The organism is Novosphingobium organovorum, assembly GCF_022832435.1.
GTDB lineage: Bacteria > Pseudomonadota > Alphaproteobacteria > Sphingomonadales > Sphingomonadaceae > Novosphingobium > Novosphingobium organovorum.
In genome coordinates, this window is record NZ_JALHLF010000077.1 from 1 (window position 1) to 17883 (window position 17883).

The 17883-nt window shown below is 62.7% G+C and carries 12 protein-coding genes and 4 pseudogenes; 13 read left to right on the forward strand and 3 right to left on the reverse strand.

Going from position 1 to position 17883, the window contains the following annotated elements; all coding sequences use genetic code 11:
- Window positions 1-566 precede the first annotated feature (566 nt).
- The 3 genes and pseudogenes from MTR62_RS15550 to MTR62_RS15560 form a co-directional block, all read left to right on the forward strand.
- A complete protein-coding gene (locus tag MTR62_RS15550; RefSeq protein ID WP_244022579.1) occupies window positions 567-1997 on the forward strand; it encodes a DUF1800 domain-containing protein in 1431 nt (476 codons plus the stop codon).
- Between the two features lies 1 nt (window position 1998).
- Window positions 1999-3147 (forward strand): DUF1501 domain-containing protein, encoded by a 1149-nt coding sequence (locus MTR62_RS15555; protein WP_244022581.1) that lies wholly within the window; start codon window positions 1999-2001, stop codon window positions 3145-3147.
- A gap of 156 nt (window positions 3148-3303) precedes the next feature.
- Window positions 3304-3521, forward strand: a pseudogene (locus tag MTR62_RS15560) (sugar phosphate isomerase/epimerase); the annotation flags it as partial.
- A gap of 118 nt (window positions 3522-3639) precedes the next feature.
- Here the strand turns inward: MTR62_RS15560 and MTR62_RS15565 are convergent.
- Window positions 3640-4266 (reverse strand): helix-turn-helix domain-containing protein, encoded by a 627-nt coding sequence (locus MTR62_RS15565; protein WP_327194422.1) that lies wholly within the window; start codon window positions 4264-4266, stop codon window positions 3640-3642.
- Window positions 4267-4590: 324 nt separating this feature from the next.
- On the opposite strand from MTR62_RS15565, the gene MTR62_RS15570 reads away from it, so the two are divergent.
- From MTR62_RS15570 to traG, 9 genes and pseudogenes are all read left to right on the forward strand, one after another.
- Window positions 4591-5772: an NAD(P)/FAD-dependent oxidoreductase gene (locus MTR62_RS15570; RefSeq protein ID WP_244022586.1), complete on the forward strand. Its 1182-nt coding sequence runs from the start codon at window positions 4591-4593 to the stop codon at window positions 5770-5772.
- 34 nt (window positions 5773-5806) lie between these two features.
- A complete protein-coding gene (locus MTR62_RS15575; protein WP_244022588.1) occupies window positions 5807-7987 on the forward strand; it encodes a TonB-dependent receptor in 2181 nt (726 codons plus the stop codon).
- Window positions 7988-8016: 29 nt separating this feature from the next.
- Window positions 8017-9351: an MFS transporter gene (locus MTR62_RS15580; protein ID WP_244022590.1), complete on the forward strand. Its 1335-nt coding sequence runs from the start codon at window positions 8017-8019 to the stop codon at window positions 9349-9351.
- Window positions 9348-10928: a serine hydrolase domain-containing protein gene (locus MTR62_RS15585; protein WP_268739898.1), complete on the forward strand. Its 1581-nt coding sequence runs from the start codon at window positions 9348-9350 to the stop codon at window positions 10926-10928. Before MTR62_RS15580 ends, MTR62_RS15585 begins: the two co-directional genes overlap by 4 nt.
- A gap of 18 nt (window positions 10929-10946) precedes the next feature.
- Window positions 10947-12443: a M81 family metallopeptidase gene (locus MTR62_RS15590; protein ID WP_244022594.1), complete on the forward strand. Its 1497-nt coding sequence runs from the start codon at window positions 10947-10949 to the stop codon at window positions 12441-12443.
- A complete protein-coding gene (locus tag MTR62_RS15595) occupies window positions 12443-13993 on the forward strand; it encodes a M81 family metallopeptidase (protein WP_244022597.1) in 1551 nt (516 codons plus the stop codon). The genes MTR62_RS15590 and MTR62_RS15595 overlap by 1 nt, the downstream gene beginning before the upstream one ends.
- Window positions 13990-14340 carry a RidA family protein gene (locus tag MTR62_RS15600; protein ID WP_244022599.1) on the forward strand — a complete coding sequence of 117 codons (351 nt, stop codon included), beginning with the start codon at window positions 13990-13992 and terminating at the stop codon, window positions 14338-14340. Before MTR62_RS15595 ends, MTR62_RS15600 begins: the two co-directional genes overlap by 4 nt.
- An 848-nt stretch (window positions 14341-15188) precedes the next feature.
- Window positions 15189-15353 (forward strand): annotated as a pseudogene (locus MTR62_RS15605) (glutaredoxin); the annotation flags it as partial.
- A 361-nt stretch (window positions 15354-15714) separates the two neighbouring features.
- A pseudogene (gene traG, locus MTR62_RS15610) lies at window positions 15715-17061 on the forward strand (IncP-type conjugal transfer protein TraG).
- Window positions 17062-17075: 14 nt separating this feature from the next.
- On the opposite strand, the gene MTR62_RS15620 reads toward traG, so the two are convergent.
- Window positions 17076-17372 (reverse strand): hypothetical protein, encoded by a 297-nt coding sequence (locus MTR62_RS15620; RefSeq protein WP_244022601.1) that lies wholly within the window; start codon window positions 17370-17372, stop codon window positions 17076-17078.
- Between MTR62_RS15620 and MTR62_RS15625 the strand changes: the two genes are divergently transcribed.
- Complete coding sequence (locus MTR62_RS15625) at window positions 17353-17592, forward strand: hypothetical protein (RefSeq protein ID WP_244022603.1); 240 nt, start codon at window positions 17353-17355, stop codon at window positions 17590-17592. The genes MTR62_RS15620 and MTR62_RS15625 overlap by 20 nt on opposite strands.
- Here the strand turns inward: MTR62_RS15625 and MTR62_RS15630 are convergent.
- Window positions 17565-17883 (reverse strand): annotated as a pseudogene (locus tag MTR62_RS15630) (hypothetical protein); the annotation flags it as partial. The gene MTR62_RS15625 and the pseudogene MTR62_RS15630 sit on opposite strands and share 28 nt — an antisense overlap.

Consider the following 17883-nt stretch of genomic DNA (forward strand, 5'->3'; position numbering starts at 1 on the left):
CCTTCACGCTCTCACCTCGCAACGCGACCGAGGCCGGACGCTTACGATTAGAAAACGCTAACCTTGCTTTTCAAGGCCTTGCGCCGTTTCGATTGGGATTTTCTCGCGCTTTCAAAGCGTGGCGTTGGTTCATAGAGGCGATAGGAGCCAAAATAGTGTGGTCATCGCGCCCGAGCCTGTATCCACTCGATCACTCCCACACCCGCGCGCGCGCATCTCCGAGACTTCCTATCTCGTTATCGAAAAGGCGAGCCGCGCGAGCTGCGCTTAAACTGCTCTCCGTGGTTCTTGGCGAACGGCCGCTTTTGAGTTCGCTTGTGGATCCGTTGAATGTCTAGAATGGGTCGGAATGGATTGGCAATAATGATGCGATTTTAGCTGGCTGGCCCCTTTACGACAACACCAACTCTGCAGTCATACGAGCGGCTGCTTCAAGGCCCAGCGTCTAATATGACAACAGCTTGAGCTCGGCGCATCGCGTAATTCGCTCAGGTGACCTGAATAAGGCGAGCCCACACCCATCGTACAGGAATCAGCCACGTCTGCTCGGGAACTATGCTGGCATCATGAGTCGCCCGACCCTCAGCCTTGCCACCATTGCGCTCAACCGCTTCGGGCTCGGAGCAGGGGAAGGCGATGCCGTGCGTGGCGATCCGAGGCGCTACCTGCTCGATCAGTTCGACCGGTTCGATGTGGCACCGGCAGGCTTTGCCCATTTGCCCGACGGCGGCAGGCTGGTGACGCAGTACTTCGCCGATCGGCGCGATATGCGCCAAGCAATGAGCTCCACCCGCCGATCTGGCAATACTTCCAGCAAATCGCCGCCTAGCGACGATCAAGTCGCGCTGCGGCGCGACTATATGCAGGAAGCGCTGGCGCTGTATCGGCAGGCCGCCCAAGCGCGGATGGCCAGCGCGGTGGCGACTTCGGCGCCCATGGTCGAACGCATGGTCCACTTTTGGTCAAACCATTTCTGTGTTTCGGCCGACAATCCCCAAATGCAGGCTCTGGTCGGAGAGTTCGAGCGCGATGCGATCCGGCCGCATGTTCTGGGCAGATTCGAGGACATGCTGCTGGCGGTGGAACAGCACCCGGCCATGCTGCTCTACCTGAACCAGGCGCAGTCAGTCGGCCCCAACAGCCCGGCGGCTGAGAAGGCCGCCAAGCGCAACCCGAATCGCAACCGCGGGCTCAACGAAAATCTGGCACGCGAGATAATGGAGTTGCACACCCTTGGCGTACGATCGGGATATACCCAGGCCGACGTTACGGAATTCGCACGCGCGCTGACCGGCTGGACCGCATCGGGCGTCGATGGCGACATGTCCGGCGATCCGATGGTCTTCCGGTTTCGCCCATCCCAGCATGAGCCCGGACAGCGCAAAATCCTGGATCGAACTTATGACCAGTCCGGCACCAGTCAGGGGGGGGCTGCGCTGGCCGACTTCTCCGCGGCCCCGCAAACAGCTGTCCACATCGCGACCAAGCTTGCCCGTCACTTCGCCGGCGACATTCCGCCACAACCGCTAGTTGACAGGCTCACCACCACCTTCACGCATAGCAAGGGCGACCTGCCCACACTTTACCACGCCCTGATCGAAAGTCCCGAGGCTTGGGTTCCCGAAGCTGTGAAATTTCGTACTCCCTGGGAATGGACCGTCGCCTCGTTGCGCTTGCTCGGGCCGGACGCGCTGGCGCAGAACCAGGCGGTCAATATCCTCAAGCAGCTTGGTCAGCCGATGTGGAAGCCTGGATCACCCGCCGGTTGGGACGACCTTGCCGCCAGCTGGGCAGGTCCCGACGCGCTGCTTCGCCGTGTCGAGTTCGCCCAGCGCCTGGCTGCCCGGTCCGGGGATCGGATCGATGCCCGAACGGCAGGGCCTCAGCTCCTGCCCGGATCGTTGAGCGCCGCTACGGCCGATCAGGTCGCGCGGGCCGAAAGCCCCGTCACCGCTTTGGCGCTACTGTTGGTTTCGCCTGACATGTTGAGGAGATAGCATGATCAGATCCCTCGATCGACGCGGCTTCATCGGCCGGGCCGCACTGATTGCCGGTGTTGCGTTCGTACCGCGGATCGCCTTCGCGATCGTACCGACGGACCGCCGCTTCATCTTCATCATCCAACGCGGTGCGGCCGATGGGCTGAATATCGTCGTGCCTTATGCCGATCCGGCTTATCGTGCGCTGCGCGGCGCTCTGTCCATCGATCCCACGGAGGCAACCAAGCTCGACGGCACTTTTGCGTTGCATCCCGCGATGTCCACGATTGGCGGAATGTACGGAGAGAACCAGGCGCTATTCGTCCACGCCGTGGCCTCCCCCTATCGCGACCGTTCACATTTTGACGGGCAGAACGTGCTCGAGACCGGCGGCAGCAAGCCCTACGCAATAAAGGACGGCTGGCTCAACCGGCTGGCTAGTTTGGTGGCAGGACCACACGAAGCGGCTATCGCGCTGGCACCGACAATTCCGATGGCGTTACGCGGCAGCACACCGGTGACTTCATACGCGCCCTCAAATTTCCATGAACCCTCTGACGATCTGATCGCGCGCGTGGGCCAACTCTATGATGCGGATGAGCAACTCCATCCGCTATGGTCGGCAGCGCTTGATGCCCGGACGATCGGCGAAGGCGTGACCAAAGAAAAGGGAGCGGCGGCGCTCGGTTCCCTGACCGCGGCGTTCCTGACCAAGCCTGAAGGTCCGCGCATCGCCATGGTGGAGACCGCAGGGTGGGACACTCACAATGCGCAGGAGGGGCGGTTGGCAGCACAGCTCAAGTCGCTCGATGCGCTGGTCGCGGCGCTGCGTACCGGGATGGGGGCGGACTGGAGCAAGACCACCGTACTTGTCGCCACCGAGTTCGGTCGCACGGCCGCGGCGAATGGCACGGGCGGTACCGACCATGGCACCGGTTCGGTGGCGATGCTTCTCGGTGGCGCGGTACGAGGGGGGCGTGTTGTCGCGGACTGGCCGGGCTTGGCTACCGCGAGCCTTCTGGATGCACGCGATCTCAGACCCACCAATGCTCTCGATGCGATGATTGCCGGTGCTGCGGCTGAAAGTCTGGCACTGGATCCCGAACTAGCCGGTCGACGCATATTCGCCAGCATCTCGCAGCGACCAATAACCGGCCTGATCGCCTGAAATTTAAACATGGCTGAACCCTATGGGCGAGACTTAGCGCTAGGTACGCCCTCAGCATAGCGGCGTTTATTGACCGATGCCTTTGCCAACATAGCGGTCCATCCGCATTCGGAGCGCGAATTTTGATCATTGAGCGACCGGCAAGGTAACTTCGCCCTGCTGCGCATGGATTGCCTGGGCTTCATCGATATCTATCACGAGCGGATCAAGTGCTCCCACGTGAAGGACGCGGAGCGGCGTCTCTCGGCGCGTTCGGGCGTTTACGGTGGCTACCGGGGCTGGGTCGAACGCTGGGCCAGTTCCGCTCTCTGGGCGATGGACGGGTTGATTTCGGCGGAATCTTCTCGCCCATGGCACACTACGATTTCGCCGGCGATGACGGATCGGCCAATCCTGATTCTCGCCATATGGGCATCGCCTGCGGCCTGACTTTGAGGTTCTGAATTCGGTGTCCCGACGCTGGGCGGCCCGAATCCGACTGGGCGTGCCCGATCAGGTCCCGGATGGCTCCGATGGTCTGGTAACCTTTCCGGCATGGTGTCCTAGCGCTAGGGCTGACAGGTCCTCCTCCGCGCTGGACATTACCCCGATGGTCAACACTTCGTCGCAGCCTTCGCCGCACACGTAGCCATGGCCCATGCCCGAATCGATGTAGATAGATTCGCCCGCCTGCAGCGTGATCGGATCGTAGAATTCGGTGTGCACCACAAGCACGCCTTCTACGACATAGATGAACTCCTCGCCTGAATGGCGGACAAGCTCGCCGAATTCGTCGATCGATTTCGCGTGGAGACGGGTGATCACCGGGACCATCCGTTTGTTCCTCAATTCGGTGCAGACGTAATAGTAATCGTAATTGGGCGTGTTGACGCGCACCGCGTTGTCCAGCGTGCCGATGCTGCGCCGTCCCAGGACGGGGGAAGGCGCGGAGGGGCTGGTGTCGTCCGCGAAGAGATCGGCCATGGACATGTTGAGACGTTCGCCCAGCTGCTGGAGCTTGTCGTAGGTCAGCGACAGACGGTCGTGTTCGACTTTCGAAAGCGTGGACACCGGTATGCCGCAGTGCTGGCTCATCTCCTTGAGCGTCCAGCCGTTGCGCGTTCGAATATCCGTGATCACGGACCCCAGGCTCCGCCTCTGCCCCGCCATGTTCAGCCTTTCCGCGTCCTTTGTGGCGATATTGCCGATCAGGACGAAATTTTCTCATCAGACAAGACCGCCTTTAGCATCAATGCACCACATCGTGCAACGCGGGCTCTGCGCCTAGCATAAAGCGCTGTTTTAGTTTGATTTTATCGCCTAATTCGGAGTGGCTGCCGGAATTTGTAAGTCCAGCAAATTCTGTCCAAAGGGCATGTTTCGCGATCCTAAATGGAAAAATAATTTCTAATCAGGATTTTTTGTGACATGTCTGTTGCAGGCGAAGCGAATCAGGATGCTACGATGCAAGCGCAGTACGATGTTGTGGTGGTAGGGGCCGGAATCGCCGGTGCCGGCGTCGCGGCGGATCTTTCCCGCGATCACCGCGTCGTGCTGCTGGAACAGGAACCGCAGCCGGCGATGCACGCTACCGGGCGGTCGGCCGCGCTGTTTTCCGAAATCTACGGTAACGCCTGTATTCGTGCGCTTTCGCAGGCCAGCCGCGGGTTCTTTCTGGATCGCGACGAAGAACCCGCATTTGTGACACCGCGCGGTTGCATCCATATCGCGCGACAGGACGAACTGGCGGGTATCGAGGCCCTCGCGTCCGAGCCTTCAGTCGCACCTTTCGTGACCGCCCTCAACGGTGACGAGGTCCGCGCGCTGGTGCCCGTTTTATTCCCCGGTGTGGTCGTTGCCGCCCTGTCGGAAAACCATTCCTACGATCTCGACGTCGATGCCATCCATCAGCATTTCCTGCGGCAGATGCGCGGCAATGGCGGCGTGCTGCACTGTTCCTCGCCCGTTACCCGTTGCATGCACGACGGTAGGGCCTGGACGGTCCACGCGGGTGATCGCGTTCTGCGCGCCCCGATCGTGATCAACGCCGCGGGTGCCTGGGGCGATGTCCTTGCGAAGATGGCCGGCGCGCAGCCGGTGGGACTGCAGCCGAAGCGGCGCACCGCGGTGATCGTCGATCCGCCGCAGGGTGTTGACTCGGCCAAGTGGCCAGCGGTGATCCACATCGGCGAAAAGTTCTACTTCAAGCCCGAGGCCGGAAAGATCCTGATGTCTCCCGCCGACGAGACACCAGTCGATCCGCACGACGCTTATCCTGACGAACTCGATGTCGCCATTGCCGTGGACCGGGTGCAGCAGGTAGCCGATATTGCGGTGCGCCGGGTCGAGCACAGCTGGGCTGGCCTGAGGACTTTCGCGCCCGACAAGACGCCAGTAGTCGGCTACGATTCGCGCGTTCCCGGCTTCTTCTGGCTGACCGGGCAAGGCGGCTACGGCATCCAGACCGCGCCTGCCCTGTCCGAACTTGCCGCATCGCTGGTCCGCCGTCGGGGCATTCCCGATGCTCTGGCCGCTGCGGGCGTCACCCAAGCCGAACTGGCTCCGGCGCGCTTCCAGGCGCCCGGCGGCGCATCGTCGCAACCCGAAACATCATACGAACCGATCAACGGTCAAGCGTCACGCTGAACAGGGAGTTCAATCCATGCCTGCTCCGTTTCGAATGAAGTCATCCGTTTTCTTTCTCGCCGGAGCAGGGCTCGCCGCCCTGACCGTGCCACTGTGCGCCCAGGCCAAGGAGGCGGATGGAACCGCCGCCGAGATCGTGGTCACCGCGACCCGTCGCAGCGAACGCCTGATCGATGCGCCGCAGTCCGTCACCGCGGTGACCGCCCAGGATCTGAGCAAGCTCAACGCGACGAAGTTTTCCGACTTCGCAAATACCGTGCCGGGCCTGCAGTTCACCACGCAAGGGCCGGGATCGACCTCGATCACGATGCGCGGCGTGACGGCGGGTGCGGACATCGGCGCGACCGTGGGCATCTATGTCGACGATGTGCCTTACGGTTCCAGCTCGTCCTTCGCCAAGGCGCCGACGCTGGCGCTGGATGCGGGGCTCTACGATTTGCAGCGGGTCGAGGTGCTGCGCGGGCCGCAAGGCACGCTCTATGGTTCCGCGTCCATGGGCGGCGTGCTCAAGTACGTGACCAACCTGCCGTCGTTGACCGAGTTCGGCGGATCGGCGCAAGTGGGCGTGGGGACGATCCATGACGGCGCCACGGACTATAATGTCGCCGCTACGGTGAACTCGCCGATCGTGACGGACAAGGTCGCGGTGCGGGCCACCGGCTTCTATTCGCGTACCGGCGGTTTCATCGACAATCTCTATTCTGGCCAGAAGAATGTCGATCGTTCGGAAATCTACGGCGGGCGTGTCGACGTGCTACTGCAACCCGTGGACGATCTGTCCATCCGCCTGACCGGCTTCGGCCAGAACATCAGCCGCGATGGCATGCTCTACGGCGAATATACGCTCGATGGCGATGCGGTGAACGGGGCGCTGGATCAGGATCATCCGCTGGACGAAGGGTTCAACTCAAAGTTCCGGATGGTAAGCGGCACTGTTTCCTATGATTTCGATGTGGCGACGCTCGTTTCGGTAACCAGCTACCAATGGGTGCGTAACGCGATCCAGACGGATTATTCGTCTCTCTATGCCCCGATCCTGCAATCGATCGGGCTCGACGCTTATGGCGTCAGCTTTCCGGATACCGAACGCACGGACAAGTTTACGCAGGAGGTCCGTCTCGCCTCGGCGTCCGAAAAGCCCATCGAGTGGCTCGTGGGCGGGTTCTACACGCACGAGACCAGCGAATCGCATCAGGTTCTCTATGCCTATGACGCGGACTTCCTCCCGATCACCTCGCTCAACCTCGCCGACGCGTATATTCCCAGCACTTACGAGGAATATGCCGCATTCGGGGACGTGACCATCCATCTGACCTCGGCCCTGGCCGTAACCGGTGGCCTGCGCTATGCGCACAACAACCAGACCTTCGAACAGATCGCCACCGGTCTGCTGCTCGGCTCGGCAGCCAAGCGCAAGTCCAGCGAAAGCGTCGTAACCTATCTGGCCAACGGCCGCTACGCGATCAGCCCCAACGTCAATGCCTATGTCCGGTTCGCGACGGGGTATCGCCCTGGCGGACCGAACTACCAGGCGGTTGACCCGGTGACCGGTAACAATCTGGCCAAGGAAAGCTACGAGTCCGATTCGCTCAAGAGCTACGAAGCCGGGATCAAGGCGGAAACGCCCGATCACACCTTCGGCATCGATGCTTCGGTCTATTTCATCGACTGGAAGAACATCCAGATCGCGACGGCCGTAAGCGGTATTTCGGTGATCGCCAATGGCGGGGCCGCCCATATCAAGGGCGCGGAACTGACCCTGACCGGACGCCCGGACGGCAACCTGATGGTAACCGGCGCCTTCGCTTACAACGATGCCTACCTGACCGAGGATGTGGAGGCGCTGGGGGCGGTGTCAGGGGACCGGCTTCCCAATTCCGCACACTTCACCAGCACCATCAACGCGGACTGGACGTACAATGCCAGCGATCTGAAACCATCGCTGGGCGGTACCCTGCGTTATGTCGGCAAGCGTAATGCCAGCTTCGATCTCAACACCGGATTTCCGCAGTACAACCTGCCGGACTATGTGGTGGTCGACCTGCGTGCGGGCTTTACCCTAGGGCCGGTGGAAACGCAGCTCTACGTCCACAATCTGTTCGATGTGCGGGGGCAATTGAGTGCCAACACCTCGTCGGCCGCCTACGGTGGTCCGGCACGGATCTCGTTGCTCCAGCCGCGCACGATCGGCATCAGCGCCACGACGCGTTTTTGAACGTGACGGCATCGGCAGGAACACCGACGATGACCGCTGCGGACATCTCCCTGGACTATCCCAGTCGCGGCCGGGCACGCTTCGCGCAAGTCGTGCTCGGCGCGGTGGGGCTGGTCGGCGCGATCGACCTGGCCCTCGTGCCGATGCTGATCGAGCCGATCCGACTTGAACTCGATCTCAGCGATGTTCAGGTCGGCTTGGCCAATACCACGGTCTTTGCCATCGCAACTGGTCTCGCCAGTGCGCCCTCTGGCATGCTGGCGGACCGCATCGTGCGCAAGCGCCTGCTGGTTTGCGCCGTGCTGATGTGGGTCGCCGCGCTGCTGCTGATCGCTTTCGCGCAGGGCATGGCGTTACTTGTCTGTGGCAAACTGCTGATGGGGACGGCCAGTGCCATCGCCCTGCCGACGGCACTTTCGATGCTTTCGGACTATTTCGTGCCCGAACGCCGCGCAATGGCGACCTCGACATATGCCTTCGGGCAATTGCTTGGGACGGCGGCCGCCATATTCCTGGGCGGGTACGGCTTTTCCTGGCTGGGCCGATGGGCAGCGCGCGATCCTTCCGCTCTTTTCGGACTGTCGCCATGGCGCATGGTCTTCGTGCTCTTCGCGCTGGGGGCCACGCTGCTGATCCCGGCACTGGCGTCGCTGCGCGAGCCCAGCCGCAAGGAAGTGCAGCAGGCCGGCGGCGGCACATTGAAGGAGCTGTGGTCCTACCGCGCCTTTCTGCTGCCCCTTTATGCAGGCCTCGCCTGCCTGGTCGGCCTGTCCACCGAGATCACGACCTGGACGACGCCGGCGCTGATCCGCCTTTACGACCTGCAGCCCGGCGACTTTGCCGGCTGGTACGGGACGATCCAGTTCGCCACCGGCGTGATCGGCGTCCTGATGTCGGGCAAGCTGGCGGAACTGGCTCGGCGCAGGGGCGGTCAAAGCGGGATGATGCTGCCCGCCGCGATCGGAGCGCTGCTGTGCGCGCCGGCCGCATGCATGGCATTGGCGCCGAGCGTGTTCGGCTTCGCGACGTTGCTGACCATCTATTGCCTGGCCTATGCACCGGCGATGATGGTGCCGGTGATCGCCATCAATTTCCGCATTCCCAATGAATTGCGTGGGCTCGCGTTTGGCCTCAACGTCGTGTGCGTGGCGGTGGCGACCGCGATTTCCGCACCGCTCGTCGCGCAGGTCAGCCAGTGGCTGGGCGGCGAGCACATGCTGGGCCGCGCGATGGCAGGCGTTGGCGTCCCCTTCGCCCTGGCCGCCGCGCTCTGCTTCTGGTTCGCATCGCGATCGTCCGTTTCCCCGGCCGACGCCGATAGTCGCCCCAACTCTGGACTGATACCACGAGAGGATCTGACATGACCTTTGAAACCACGCACAGCCGGTTCGACGAAGCCGCTATCGATGCAATCTTCGCCGCGCTGGACCAGGGCAGCAAGCCGGGCGCGGCTGTGGCCGTGGCCATCGGCGGGACGCCGGTCTACCGCAAGGGTTTCGGCCTTGCGAGCATGGAACTGCCGGTCCTGCTGAGCCCGACCATGCGCATGCGCATCGGCTCGACCACGAAGCATTTCGCGTGCCTGGCCTTCATGCTGCTGTGCGAGGACGGTCTCGCCTCGATCGAAGATCCGGTGGAAAAGTACGTTCCCGAAGTCCACCCTGTGGCCCACGGCGTCACCATGCGCCAGCTCATGGGCCATACTAGCGGTCTGCGCGACATGCTGTCCGTGACGATGTTCAGCAACGGCACCGGCGCGCCGGTGAGCGATGCGCAGATGGTGGAATACTACCGCACCATCGATGATGTCGATTTCGCACCGCAAACGGACTGGAGCTACAACAACGGCGCCTACATGCTGCTGACCGCGGCAATCGAGCGCTTGAGCGAACAGCCGCTGGAAACCGTGCTGCGCGATCGGATCTTCCTGCCGATCGGCATGAACGATACGCTGCTGCGGCGGTGGGATACCGATTTCGTCGGTAACAGCGCCATGCTGCACATGATCGATGGCAAGGGCGGCTTCACGCGCGATCACATGGGCATGGAGATCACCGGCGCGGGCGGCATGGCCTCGACGATGGATGACATGCTGCTGTGGCTCAAACACATGGACGCGCCCTTCGTCGGCACCGCCGAGACGTGGAAGCTGATGCGCGAGCCGCAGACCCTGACCAACGGAACCATCACCGGTTACGGGTTCGGCCTGATGACCGTGCCCTATCGCGGGGTCACGACGGTGCAGCATGGCGGCGGCGTGATTGGCGGCAATTCCCAGATGATCAAGGTGCCGTCAGCGGGGCTCGACATTTCCGTTGCCGTCAACCGCGCCGATGCCAGTGCCGCGGACCTATCCAACCAGATCATCGATCTGATGGTGGAGGGACTCACGCCGGAACCGGAGAAAAGCGAGGCGGAGCCGGTCGAAGGGCTATACGTTTCTCCCACCAGCGGGCGGGTGGTCGAACTTGTCGCCAATGACGGGATGCAACTGTTCTCCTACGATGGCGCACCGGGCCTCCCGGTCCAGCCTGACGAAGAGGGCGTATTGCAGGTTCCCCCGGCGATGCGCTTCATGCAGACGAGTTTCGCGCCGGGTGACGGCGCGGGCACGTTCCATGAATTCGGCAAGAGCGATATAATGGAGCGCGTCGAACCGGATCCGGGCGCTGCTTTGGGCGAGCGCACCGGCGTCTATCGCGCCGAAGGTATCGGCGCACGGGCAACGATCACTGAGGGCGAGGAGGGGCCACGCCTGTTCGTCGAAGGGCGTCATGGCAAGGCGTGTTATACGCTTGCCCCGCTGAACGGGTCGATCTGGCGTGCAACGGCGATGGGTGCCTTTTCCATGCTGGCCGGCGCGGTAACGTTCGCGCCGGACGCCAAATCCTTCGAGATAACCTTCACGCGCATGCGGCACTTGCGCTTCACACGCGTCTGATACGCCGGAGGATCAGCAATGACACAGCCTCTCATCACACAGCCGCCGCTTCCCGCCTTCCTGGCCACGCTGGTGACCGAAACCAATACCTTCGCGCCTATCCCAACCGGGCTGGCCTCGTTTGAGGAAACCCATTGGACCCGGCGTGATGCCAGCCTTACTGATCCGCAGGGAATGGGCTCAACCGCGCGTCTCTTTCGCGAACTGGCCGAGGCCGACGGACGCGCGGTGATCGAAAGCATCGCCGCGTTCGCGCAGCCCGCCGGGCCGACCGTGGCGCCGGTCTATGCCATGCTGCGTGGCCATATCCTGGAGGATCTGCGCGCGGCTGGGCCGGTCGGCATGGTGCTGCTTGGCCTGCACGGCGCGATGATCGCCGAAGGGTGCGACGATTGCGAAGGAGACATCATCGCCGCCGTGCGCGAGATCGTCGGCCCGGACGTACCGATCGGCGTGGAACTGGATCCCCATTGTCACCTGACGCAACGCATGGTTTCCGCTGCGGATGCGGTGGTCATCATGAAGGAGTATCCTCACACCGACTGGGACGACAGGGCACGCGAACTCTACGCGATCTGCTCTGCCGCGGCTGCGGGCGACGCGAGGCCGGTCTCGGCCATGTTCGATTGCCGGATGGTGGGCTTCTATCCCACGACGATGGAGCCGATGGCCGGTGTGGTCCGCGCGCTCAAGGCGGCGGAGCGGGAAGCCGGCGTGCTCTCGGTCAGCCTAGCGCATGGTTTCCCCTGGGGCGATCACCCGGACATGGGCACGCGCGTCCTTGTAATCACGGATGGCGACGAGGCGCTGGCGGCGCGGACGGCTGAGCGTCTGGGGCACACGATCTATGCCCTGCGCGATACCCTGCTGCCGAAACTGGCCTCCATCCCTGATGCCATCGCCAAGGCCGGGCGGCTGGAAGGCCTAGTGGTCATGGCCGATACGGCCGATAATACCGGCGGTGGCGCACCGGGCGATACCACCCACTTGCTGCAGGGGCTGCTGGAAGCGGACATCGGGCCGGCCGTGTTCGGTGCGATCTACGATCCGGGCGCGGTCCGTGTCTGCATGGAAGCGGGCGAAGGCGCAAGGGTGTGGCTGCGCGTTGGTGGCAAGCTGGGCATGACCTCCGGAGACCCGCTCGACGTCGAAGTCGAGGTGGTGAAGGTGGTTCAAGACCACCAGCAGAGCTTTTCCGGCAGTGTGTCGTCATTCGGACCTTCAGCCTGGGTGCGGATCGGCCGGATCGACGTGGTGCTCGTGTCCGTGCGTTCGCAGGTATATGGCCGGGATGCTTTTACGGGGCTTGGCATCACGCTGGAAGACAAGCGGATCGTCGCGGTCAAGTCCAGCGAGCACTACCGGGCAGATTTCGGGCCCATCGCCGATCACGTCATCCCGGTGGCGACGCCCGGCGCGATCCAGATGGACTTCGTGGGCCTGCCCTATCGCAACAAGCGCGATCTGGACTTCCACCCCCGTGTCGCCGATCCGCTGGGTTTGGACGCAGCCTGATGGGTATTGACCGGCCTTTGCGTGTTTTCGTTGCCGGGCTGGCGCACGAGACCAACAGTTTCTCGCCCTTGCCGACCAGCATGCGCAATTTCGAAGATGACGTGTGCTATCGCCCGCCTCTGGAAAAGGGGCGGGCGGCGGCGCTCGAATTTCCGGGATATGGCGACGCGCTGGCCGTGGCGCGGCAGGCGGGCGACGAGGTGGTGGAAGGTCCATGCTTCTGGACGCAGCCGTCCGGCCCGGTATCGGCGCCGGTCTATGCCGAATTGCGCGATGCCATCCTGGAGAGCCTGCGATTGGCGGGACCGGTCGACTTGGTTATCCTGAACCTGCATGGCGCGATGCTGGCGCAAGGGACGGACGATCCGGAAGCCGATGTGCTGGCCCAGGTGCGCAGTGTGGTCGGGCCGGACGTGCCGGTCGGTGCCCTGCTGGACCTGCACGGCAACGTTTCGCTGGCGATGATCGAAAGCGGCGCGGTGCTGGTCGGGGTAAAGGAATATCCGCATACCGATTACCGTGAACGGGCGGTCGAACTTCACGCTCTGCTTTGCGAAGCGGCGCCTGGCGACGTGTCTTTCGCCAGTACCTTGCGCACGATCCCCTCGCTCAGCCTGCAAGGGACGACCGAGGCGCCGATGCGCGAACTCGTGGCCTACCTGCAGTCGCTTGAGCAGGCGCAGGGCTCAGGTATTCGCTCCGTTACCCTGATGCATGGCTTTCCCTGGGCCGATTGGGAAGCGACGGGAGGCAGCGTAATCGTTGTTTCGCAGGACCTGTCCCCCGCCGAGGCCGATGCCGTCGCGGATGACATCGCCGCGCGCTTCCGCGCCATCGTAACCGGCGCGCCGGTCGAGCGTCTGGTCGTCGTCGAGGCTGTCGGCGATGCACTGGCGAGCGCGCCGGGAAACGGGCCGGTCGTTATTGCGGACAGTTCGGACAATCCGGGCGGCGGCGCGGCTTGCGACAGCACCTACCTGTTGCACGAACTGGTCGCGCGCGATTGTCGCAATGCCGCGCTGGGCATGATCTGGGATCCTCAGGCGGCCCGCCTCGCCGCCGATGCCGGTGTCGGCGCTCGGCTCATGCTGCGCATCGGTGGCAAGGTCGGGCCACTGTCCGGCCCGCCGGTTGATCTTGAGGCGCAGGTACTGTGCGTGCGCGAGGATGCCTGTCAGTGCTTCTTCTCCGATGTTCCCAGCGCGCCGCTGGGCCTGGCCGTGGCGCTGCGCGTGGGCGGGATCGAGATCGTCGTCAATTCGATCCGCCAGCAGGTCTTCTCGCCCGAGTGCTTTACGCAGATGGGGATCGATCCGGCGAGCAAGGACATCGTCGTCGTCAAGTCCAGCCAGCACTTTCGCGCGCGCTTCGATCCGCTGGCGCGCCGCACGATCTATTGCAATGCGCCGGGCTCGCTCAATGTCGATCTGGCGCAGATGCCCTATCGGCGCCTGCGCCTTATCGTCGGCAATTCGGCCTTTGCGATAGACCGACCGGTTATCCGGGCGCATTGGCCCGATGTTACAGAAAAAGAAGGAAATACGGTATGACAGTTCCGTCCAGCCTGCCGCTTTCGGTGACGCGCAAGGCGGGCCCTTTCGTGTTCGTCTCCGGCCAGCTCGCCATTATTGAGGGCAAGCTTGCCGATGGCGATGTCGCGGTTCAGACCGACCTTGCCATCAATGCGATTGCCCGGCACCTCGAACCATACGGTCTGGGGCTCGGGGATGTCGTCCGGACCGGGGTCTGGCTGACACGGACGGAAGACTTCTCCGCGTTCAACGAAGCCTATGCGGCGCGCTTCGCCGATCCCTATCCCACCCGTTCGACGGTGATCAGCGGCCTGGCGCTGTCCGGCGCGCTGGTGGAGATCGAGGCGGTCGCGCTGTTGCCCTGACCTTAGCCGGGGAGGCGCGCGCGATTGGCGCGGCGCATCCACTGGACCAGGCCGGGATCGGTCCGAAGCGCGGCGGAGAGTGGATTGCGACGGCCCATGTGTCCGACATGGGCGATCGGGCGGCCCTCACCATCGGTTCGCGGGAACAGCGGCAGCAGGCTTGGCTTGTGCGCATCGCCATGCCGGGGGCTGGCTCAGGCCAGCGAATATTGCGCGATGAGGTCCAGAGAATCACTGTCGCCGAAGCTCTCGAACAAGGCGGCACCGGTGCGCGAATAACCAGACGCTGCTACGGCCTGGCCGCGTTGACACCGTTTCCGGTTTTGCCAGAAGTTGGTTCGCGCATCGTACCCCCGTCGTCGTCGGTTCGCTGTCCGAGGTCCTTTCGCAATTTATCCATCGCGGTTCGTTTTCGCCTTCACAATCACCAAGAACCGGCACGTGCAGGACCAATTGCCCCCGTAGGAGTCCTTGCGTGTCAGGCCACGGTTAAGCGCTGCTTGCCGCCCACGAACGTGTGCAGGGCCTTTACGTTTGGCATCGGTTGTTAGCAGGTTGCGGTCGAAGATCGCCAATTCCGCGTAATAGCCCCGACGCGATCCTCCATGAACCCGGCATAGGCGGTTTCGCGGGTATTCGCGGCGAAGCCATACCGCGTGTCAGCAGGAGTGAAAATCGGCTATCCCGAGGACATGCTCGACTATTCGCGTGCCGCCGATGCTATCCCGGGCTTCGAATACAAGATGCTTGAGGAGGCTTCGGTGATGTGACCGCTCTCCTGTGTGGATCGTTCCAGACCCACCTTCGCACATCAATGCCGTCGGGGGGCGGTCACATCATCAAAACCCATCGGGACCATCGGCGCAATCTCGGTATTCTACGCGGTCTACATCCAAAAACGTGAACTTAAGTGTGCTTGTGTCGGTGGCAATTCGAACGTTCCGTTGGGCTTTGTCTCGTTGACCGAAAATGTGATGATGGTGATCATGGGCCTGTGGATTCTCCTTGCATAGCGTCCGTACCAGGACCTGGTTGGCACCCTTTAGGAAAACGGCGCTTTTGCTGACTTGGTTGTCGTGCAAAGTTTGGTGTGAGGCTCTTTTTGATCGCGCTGCGATGCCAAAAGGCCACGATCAAATAGCTCTTGGGAGGGCCATATTTTGCACAGTCATCCCTGATGTCGGCATCGAGCGGCGCAGCGACCGAGCCCAGTGAATTGCGTGTTCTGCCGCGCCAGGGCCTTGCGCTCGTTCGTCGCAGGTTGATCGTCACCGCAAAGGTATGGTCTGTCCCCACAGCAGGGCTGCCTGGTCCAAGGGTTTCGAGGGAAACTGTTTCAGATTCACGACCCGTACGTGAACTCTGGAGACAGGCATGACCCCGACAAAGCTGCTGATCGGCCAGATGGCCATCGTTTTTCTCGTCATTCTTTGTGGTGTCTGAGCCGCAACCCAATGGGCTGCGGCTCAGTTCGCATACCAGTCCGAGTTGGGATCCCCGGTGGTCCATCTTGCCGGTTTGCGTGTTTATAGGCCCTGGTCTCTGTTCGTCTGGTGGTTCCAATTTGAAGCGTACGCGCCGGAAGTTTTCGAAACGGCTGGCGCAATGGCGGCTGCAAGCGGGCTGTTGGCTTGTGCGGCGGCTGTCGCGGGGTCGGTCTGGCGAGCTCGCCAACGTCGCCATGTTACCACCTATGGTTCGGCGCGCTGGGCTACGCGCCGGGACATTCGTGCGGCCGGTGTACTGGCCGACCGCGGTGTCTTCCTCGGTCGCCTAGACCGGGGCTATCTGCGCCGTGACGGCGCTGAACATGTCATGGCCTTTGCGCCCACCCGGTCTGGCAAGGGCGTGGGTCTTGTCATTCCTACGCTGCTGAGCTGGACCGGCTCGGCCGTCATCCACGATATCAAGGGTGAGAATTGGCAATTGACGGCAGGATGGCGCTCGCGCTTCTCGCATTGCCTGCTCTTTAACCCGACCGACCCCCACTCAGCGCGCTACAATCCGTTGCTGGAGGTGCGGCGCGGCCTCTTCGAAGTGCGCGACGTCCAAAACATCGCTGACATTCTCGTCGATCCCGAAGGGGCGCTGGAGCGGCGCGGGCATTGGGAAAAGACCAGCCACTCCTTGCTGGTCGGGGCGATCCTTCATGTTCTTTATGCGGAAGCGGACAAGACGCTCTCGGGCGTTGCAATGTTCCTGTCCGATCCTTCGCGCAGCTTCGTCGCGACGTTGCACGCGATGATGGCGACGAACCATCTCGGTAGCGAGAAGAAGCCGCGCGTTCATCCGGTGGTGGCCTCGGCCGCGCGCGAGGTCCTCAACAAGTCGGTGAACGAACAGTCGGGCGTGCTTTCGACCGCGATGTCCTTCCTGGGGCTCTACCGCGACCCCATCGTCTCGGCGATGACGTCTGCCTCGGACTGACGCATCGCCGACCTGGTCGAGGCGCGCTACCCGGTTTCGCTCTACCTCGTCGTGCCGCCCTCTGACATCAGCCGCATGAAGCCACTCGTCCGGCTCGTTCTGAACCAGATCGGACGCCGTCTCACCGAAGAGCTGCCGGGTGCGCGAGCAACGCTTTACAGGAGGATCCAGGCTGGCGCCTTCCCGGCTCAGGTCAAAATCTCTGCGCGTTGCTCGGCCTGGCGTGAATCCGAGGTCGAGGCCTGGATGCGCGACCCCTTCGGCTTTGCGAATTCTCTCCGCGACGATGCTTGAGGCGACCTGCGAGATCAGGCTCGCCTGCGCGTCCTGAGCGGGGGAAAGGTCTCGAGCGCGGTCGAGCCAAAAGAGCTGGATACGTGCTCGCGCTCAGACATTCCTCGTGCTTCGGCCTTGTCGAGATAGTCGGCCCACCACTGCATCATCTGACGGCGATGGGTGAGATATTGCGCGGCGTTATAGGCTGCGCGCACCCCGCGCGGCTGATGGGCGAGCTGCATTTCGATCCAGTCGGGCTGAAATCGGCCGCTCTCGTTGAGAACGGTGCTGGCAAGGCCCCGAAAAGCCGTGGACCGTCGCTTTGCCACGCAGGCCAATCCTGTACATGATATCGAGCATGCGGTTCTCGCTGATCACCATGCTGCGCGTCCCTGCAACCGGGAACAGGAAGCGACCCTGCCGTGGATTTCCCGCCTTTCGAAAGATGTTGAGCTCGTGGATTTCTTCCAGGAGCGCAATAGCTTGCCGGGGCAGGGGGATGAGGTGCTCGCTGCGCATTTTCATGCGATCGGCACCGATACGCCATAGCGGCTCAGGGCCATCAAGATCCTCGAACTCAGCCCATTGGGCGAATCGGTCTCTTGCGTGCGCACCATCGTCAGGATCGTCCAGCGAAGGGCCAGGTGGCTCAATCTGGCACCATCATCACCGTTGAGTCGGGCATAGAAGGCAGGCAGGTCGCGCGCCGAAACCTTCGGGCGGTGACGTGTTGGCGGGGGCTTGCGCAAGGCGGGTCCGATGTCGCGGCATGGATCGCTTTCACAGCGACCGTCGTCTGTGGATGGCTCCCGCGTTGCAAGTACAAATTGACGCATTGAC